Origin of the sequence: Bacillus sp. JJ1127, assembly GCF_036965845.1 — a bacterium.
Lineage (GTDB): Bacteria > Bacillota > Bacilli > Bacillales > Bacillaceae_G > Bacillus_A.
The window spans coordinates 51815-58136 of sequence record NZ_JBALQK010000008.1; the positions used below are offsets into that span (position 1 = coordinate 51815).

The following is a 6322-nucleotide window of genomic DNA, read 5'->3' on the forward strand; positions in this document are numbered from 1 at the left end:
CGGTGCAGAGGATGAAAAAACAAGTGATTGCTTATTTTATTTTATTATTAATTGGTGCACAGTTACTTGTGCAGTTTGGATATATGAAAGCTGATGCAAAGGGACCTGCTGTTATTCCAAAGGAAGCGGTTCGATTACGCATTTTAGCGAATAGCGATTCAAATGAAGATCAAGCGCTAAAACGTAAAGTGCGCGATGAAGTAAAAATGCAAATTGATAGTTGGGTAGCCGATTTAAAATCGTTTGAAGAAGCACGCCAAGTCATCCAGAGTCACATCCCAGAAATTGAAAAAACAGTTGCGAGTACGTTAAAACGAGAAGGAAGTAAAGAATCATTTCAAGTTACATTTGGAAAACATATAAAATTTCCTACAAAAGTATACGGGAATTTCATTTATCCGGCAGGAGAATATGAAGCGGTGCTGATTACAATTGGTAAGGGTGAAGGAGCAAATTGGTGGTGTGTATTGTTTCCGCCAATGTGCTTTCTGGATTTCTCTAGTGGAACAGCTGTAAAGAAAGAAGAGCATGTTGTAAAAGCAGAATCCGTTGAAGAAGAACAAGTAGTACCACAACAAGAAAAAGAAGAAGTATCGAAAAAAACAAATGCAAAAAATACATCACAGCAAGAAGTAAGAAAACAAAGTAAGGAAGTTGTTCCAAAGCAAGAAACGGAAAAAGAAATTGCTACAAAAGTGCAAACCGCCGTGAAAGTAAAAAATGCAAAGACTGCCCAAGAGAGAAGTGAAAAACTAGAAGAAAAAGAAGTTGTGGAAAAAGCAGAAAAACCTGTGGAACAGAAACAAAAACAAACGGTGGAAATAGAAGAGCAAGAAAAAGAACTGGAAGTAAAACTGTTTATTGTAGAAGCATTTTCCTCTTTGTTTTCTAAATAAGTACTACTTGTACATCCCTTCTCATATATAGAAATGAGGAGGGATTTATTGTGAAAAAGACTTATTTTGCTACAAACGCTGATATTGAAAGATTACATTCTTTTTTCGGACAAGCTAACAAAAAAGATGATAAAATAAATGAGTTGTATGAACAATTTATGATATTGGAAGATGAGGGAGAAATACAGGCTGTCATTGGTTATGAACAAAAAGGAATGAATGCACTTGTTCGCTCTTGTTTGTTCACACCTACTGTGGATAATAAAACCTTCTTATATTTTTTTGAAATGTTTTTGCAGTATATGAAAGAAAAAAGTATGCAGCAATTGTATTTACTCACAAATCATCCACAATCCGTGACAATCTTTCAGTTTTTTGACTTTACAACTGTGGAAAAGGATAAAGTTCCGGATGATATTAAACAGCTAGAACATTTTTGTGAAAATATAAAACAGCAGAATGTAATAATACTAAATTGTCAGCTATTCACAGAGTTATCCACTGATTAATCAGGTTTATCCACATTTTGTGGATAAACCTTGTTTGTCTTTTGGATAAATCTCATAGTAAACTACAAATAGACAAGTATTTCATGGAAGAAAAGGACGTGGAAAAAAATGCATACAAATATGTGGGTTGTGGATAATGTTGTGGAAACAAAAAAAGATTATCCACAATTACAAGAAGCAGCGAGATTATTAAGGGAAAATGAAGCGGTCGCCTTTCCTACAGAAACGGTGTATGGGCTAGGGGCAAACGCCATGAACGATGAAGCGATTGCGAAAATTTTTGAAGCAAAGGGAAGACCGGGTGATAATCCACTGATTGTCCACATTGGTGCAAAATCACAATTAAGTGGGATTGTAAGAGAAATTACACCAGTTGCGGAAGTATTAATGGAGCACTTTTGGCCAGGACCATTAACAATTATTTTACCTAAAAAAGACGGAATTTCAGAGAAGGTTACAGCAGGACTAGATACAGTTGGGGTTCGAATGCCTGATCATGAAGTGGCACTGGCACTTATCGAAGCAGCAAATGTTCCTGTGGCAGCACCGAGCGCTAATCGTTCTGGACGACCAAGTCCGACGCTTGCTTCTCACGTATATGAAGATCTAAATGGAAAAATTGCTGGTATCGTTGATGGCGGTGCAACAGGCGTTGGTGTTGAATCAACAGTCATTGATTGTACGAGTGAAGTGCCAACGATTTTACGTCCGGGAGGGATTACGAAGGAGCAGTTAGAAGAAGTGATCGGAACAGTTTCTTTAGATCCTGCATTAAAGGATGAAACCGAAAAACCGAAAGCACCAGGAATGAAATATACGCATTATGCGCCGAAAGCACCTCTTAGTATTGTCGAAGGATCTCGTGATTTTATTCAACAACTTGTGGATAAGAAGAAAGAACAAGGATATACAGTCGGTATACTAACGACAGAGGAATATCAACATGTGTATAAAGCGGATGTTGTATTATCTTGTGGGGTAAGAAGTGATTTGGCAAGCGTTGCGACTAAATTATATGACGTACTTAGAACATTTGATGCAAGCAAAGTAGATGTTATTTTTAGTGAATCATTTCCGAATGAAGGAATTGGGAATGCGATTATGAATCGCTTAACGAAGGCGGCAGGACATCACATTATTACTGAAGAGTAGGTGAGTATGTAACTTGTCTTTCTAATAAATAGAATACTTTCATAGATTCTATTTCTCCTCGGATGAGCATATTTTGAAGTAGCACGTCCGAGGAGGGACAAGGATGACGGTTGAACAACTAGTACCTTTAATTATTATGGCATTCGCTTTAGGGATGGATGCATTTTCTGTAAGCCTCGGCATGGGTATGGTAGCATTAAGAATGCGGCAAATTATTTATATCGGTGTGATAATAGGGGCGTTTCATATTTTTATGCCATTTCTCGGTATGATTCTTGGACGCTTTTTATCGGAAAAATTTGGCCAAGTTGCTACGATTGCCGGGGCTATTTTATTAGTTGGATTAGGTTTTTATATTGTTTACTCTTCTATTTTAGAAAGTGAAGATACAAGGTCTACTCCTGCTGGGATTAGTTTGTTTGTATTCGCATTTAGTGTGAGTATCGACAGCTTTTCGGTTGGATTAAGTCTTGGGATTTATGGAGCGCAAATGATTATAACAATATTGCTCTTTGGATTCATTAGCATGATATTAGCGTGGATTGGTTTGTTAATTGGGAGACATGCAAAGCGTATGCTCGGTACATACGGTGAAATACTTGGCGGTATCATTCTTGTCGGTTTTGGATTGATCCTTCTTTTTCCGGTATAACCCTTTTATTATGTAAGAAAATAGGGAAAGGTGAGGGGTATGAAGAAATTGTTGGAATGGTATATTAAGCTGTTAACTTTTTTTCCAAGGTGGCTGCGTAGACTAATCATTTGGGGTGCTATTTTACAAACTGCAGTACTTGGTTAGATTAAATTAATTCGTGAATGGTAAAATAAGTTCCTTTCTGTATGACATATTGTTTCTATTCATATTCGTTATAATAAAATAGCCCATATACATAGAAAGGATGATATGAATGACAAGAATAAAACAAATTTTTGGTATCATTATTAGCTTTTTCGTATTTTGGTTTAGTATGCTCGGTGTACAGATGTTTGCTGAGTTCTTAGATATAGATTCTTTAAAATTTATTGTGGGTAAGACAGAAACAGCACGTATGTTTTCTTCACCGTATCCCTTCTTAATCGTTTTTCTAATTACATTACTTTCTTTATATTTCTTCGTTGTAAAGCTTGGAAAGCCAAAGAAAGAGAATGTACCTATGTTCGAAGAGAAGCCTGAGAAAGTATAATTAAATAAAAAATCGTGTGTAATAAAGGAGTAGGAGTCATGTCTAAAACTTCTCTAGCGGAAGCTGTGAAGTTGAAAAGTATATCTGTTACTTGTTACTAATAACCAATGATAGCTAGAGAGAGCAATGACCAATTTTGATTCTTTTTTGTCTTCTTTTATGAATCCCCCGCCTATAATGGCGGGGGATTTTTGAGGTATATCTGGTTCCAGCGGCAAGAATGGTCGGTGGCTTCGCGTCTTCCTACGAGGCAAAGGTCGCCTCTATGTCAGAGGCTCCATCCACCTTCGATTCTAAGCGAGCCGCTTCCACTTTTAAAGATATCCAGTTCCGACGGCAAGCTCTTCGTGTCTAAGAACCTTCCGCCCCAAAAGGAAAAGAGCGCCTTTGGGGCGAAGGAACCTTTAGCCAGTCAGAGCTGAACGGGCCGTCGCCACTTTTAAATAGGCCTTACAAGTTCAAATTGTTCTCCTAGTTTTGCGTAGTTGTGCCCTGCTAGTCGGCTTACTGGTTTTAGTTCTTCTGCATGAATGCGTCCATTTTCGTATAGATGTTCTGCAATGTGGAAACGGACAACGCGGCCGATTAATAGGTCGCATGCTGGGGAGTCTTCTGTTCCGCCGAGTGGGATAACACGCTCTAATACACATTCCATTCGAATATTTGCTTCTTTTACACCTGGAACTGAAATAACATCACTGTCGATAGGAGTTAGTTTTGCTAATTCAATTTCACTTTGATTTGGAGGGAGATTTGCAGCTGTTTCGTTAATAGCCTCCACATAGGATTCATCGGAGATATGTACAACAAATTCCCCCTTTTCAATTGCGTTTCGTGAAGTATCTTTTCGCACACCTTCTTTTCGTTGTACAGAAACAGAGATGAGCGGTGGATTAGCAGCAACAATATTAAAGTAGCTATATGGAGCCCCGTTTAAAACGCTATCTTTTGTCATAGAAGTCACAAATGCCACTGGTCGCGGAATAATACTCCCTGTTAATAGTTTATAATTATCTTTTTCTGTTTGTTCATTTGGGTTAATCGAAAGCATATTTGTAATCTCCCTTCCTTCATATGAATACTTCTTTGTTTGTTTACAAGATAATGAAGGAAAACTCCTGCTAAAAAAATATTTTTTTGACGCTTTTTGTAAATGGTTTAAAAAGAAAAAGAGCAGCCTCCCTATCTTGTATAGAATGGGGGCTGCTCTTTTAGGATCTATAAATATTTTGAAACTGAGATAGTTGATTAAAGTAAAACGTAAGCACCAGGTCCAGTTAATGCAACACCAACTGCAATAGCAATTAAGATCATGTTATATTCAAACCCGTTTTGTGTTACCCAGTAGCCGTTTTTACCGTGAACTGTAAAGATTGCAACTAGCATTGTACCAACGATAAATAATGCACCAACCCAAGTAAAGATACCTGCTGCGAATAAGAAACCACCTAATAATTCAGTCGCTCCAGCCATAAATGCCATAAATACGCCAGGACGTAAGCCGATTGATTCCATCCAGCCGGCTGTTCCTTTCAGGCCGTGGCCACCAAACCAACCAAATAATTTTTGAGTACCATGACCCATGATTGTAATTCCGATAATAAGACGAATAATAAGAAGACCGATGTTCATCATTTATAAAACCTCCAAAAAGTTATTTACTTATCTTATGTAAGTTATAATAAACCAGTTACTTACTTTAGTCAAGTTGCTATCGATCAAAACATGAAGAAATTTTACAAATCATTTATAAAAAACAAATATATTGTCAAGATATCTAGACAAGTAGGAAGAAAACAGAGAAGATATAAGATAAGGAGTTAATTGTTATTTAGATAATCTGAATTGACTGGAATTTTGCAAAGCGATACAATAAGATTCTATTGGTAATGATGCGATTTATTTCGAAAGCGTTTTTACAGTATAGTATTTGAAGTATGAAGTCTTACGTATATTTCAATCTTTACTACAGATTGAAATATACGTTTTTAAGCCAATTATAAGGAGGACTATCCTATGTTTAAAAAATTATTCGGTTTTGGTTCAAAAACAAATGCAGAAACAATTGTAGCTCCATTAACTGGAGAAGTGAAAAATATTGAAGAAGTACCAGATCCAGTATTCGCTGGTCGTATGATGGGTGACGGTGTTGCAATCGTTCCAACTGAAGGAGTTGTCGTAGCTCCAGTAGATGGCGAAATCGTACAATTATTCCACACAAAACATGCTGTTGGAATTAAAACGAAAAACGGTACAGAAATCTTAATCCACGTTGGATTAGAAACTGTAAAAATGGAAGGTGAAGGTTTCGAAGCTCATGTAGCTGAAGGACAAGCTGTTAAGAAAGGCGATAAATTAATTTCTTTCGATTTAGAATTAATTCGTGAAAAAGCAAAGAGCACAATCACACCAATCGTTATTACGAACACAGATGCAGCGGAATCTATCGATACAACCATAGGTGTATCAGCTACAAAAGGTGCAACAGAAGTAATGAAAGTTACAATGAAATAATGATTTTTTGTAAGGAATCTACGTTTATATGAAATGGATTCCTTATGTTATTTATATAAATCCATTT

The 6322-nt window shown here is 36.8% G+C and carries 8 protein-coding genes; 6 read left to right on the plus strand and 2 right to left on the minus strand.

What is annotated here, in order from left to right:
- Window positions 1-2: 2 nt before the first annotated feature.
- From spoIIR to V7183_RS01225, 5 genes are all read left to right on the plus strand, one after another.
- Window positions 3-896 (plus strand): stage II sporulation protein R, encoded by an 894-nt coding sequence (spoIIR, locus tag V7183_RS01205; protein WP_438825148.1) that lies wholly within the window; start codon window positions 3-5, stop codon window positions 894-896.
- 50 nt (window positions 897-946) lie between these two features.
- Window positions 947-1405 carry a mechanosensitive ion channel protein gene (locus tag V7183_RS01210; RefSeq protein ID WP_335358461.1) on the plus strand — a complete coding sequence of 153 codons (459 nt, stop codon included), beginning with the start codon at window positions 947-949 and terminating at the stop codon, window positions 1403-1405.
- A gap of 108 nt (window positions 1406-1513) precedes the next feature.
- The gene (locus tag V7183_RS01215; RefSeq protein WP_335358462.1) at window positions 1514-2557 is read left to right on the plus strand and encodes an L-threonylcarbamoyladenylate synthase; all 1044 of its coding nucleotides are present in this window, start codon (window positions 1514-1516) and stop codon (window positions 2555-2557) included.
- 103 nt (window positions 2558-2660) lie between these two features.
- Complete coding sequence (locus tag V7183_RS01220; protein WP_335358463.1) at window positions 2661-3209, plus strand: manganese efflux pump MntP; 549 nt, start codon at window positions 2661-2663, stop codon at window positions 3207-3209.
- A gap of 256 nt (window positions 3210-3465) precedes the next feature.
- On the plus strand, window positions 3466-3741 hold the full coding sequence (locus tag V7183_RS01225) for a DUF3935 domain-containing protein (protein WP_335358464.1): 276 nt from the start codon (window positions 3466-3468) through the stop codon (window positions 3739-3741).
- A 439-nt stretch (window positions 3742-4180) separates the two neighbouring features.
- Here V7183_RS01225 and V7183_RS01230 read toward each other — a convergent pair whose 3' ends face one another.
- Together V7183_RS01230 and V7183_RS01235 are read right to left on the minus strand one after the other, a co-directional pair.
- Entirely contained in the window at window positions 4181-4792 is a 612-nt protein-coding gene (locus V7183_RS01230) for a flavin reductase family protein (RefSeq protein ID WP_335358465.1), read from the minus strand.
- A 197-nt stretch (window positions 4793-4989) separates the two neighbouring features.
- Complete coding sequence (locus tag V7183_RS01235) at window positions 4990-5376, minus strand: DoxX family protein (protein WP_097897472.1); 387 nt, start codon at window positions 5374-5376, stop codon at window positions 4990-4992.
- A 381-nt stretch (window positions 5377-5757) separates the two neighbouring features.
- On the opposite strand from V7183_RS01235, the gene V7183_RS01240 reads away from it, so the two are divergent.
- Entirely contained in the window at window positions 5758-6255 is a 498-nt protein-coding gene (locus tag V7183_RS01240; RefSeq protein ID WP_097897473.1) for a PTS sugar transporter subunit IIA, read from the plus strand.
- Window positions 6256-6322 lie beyond the last annotated feature (67 nt).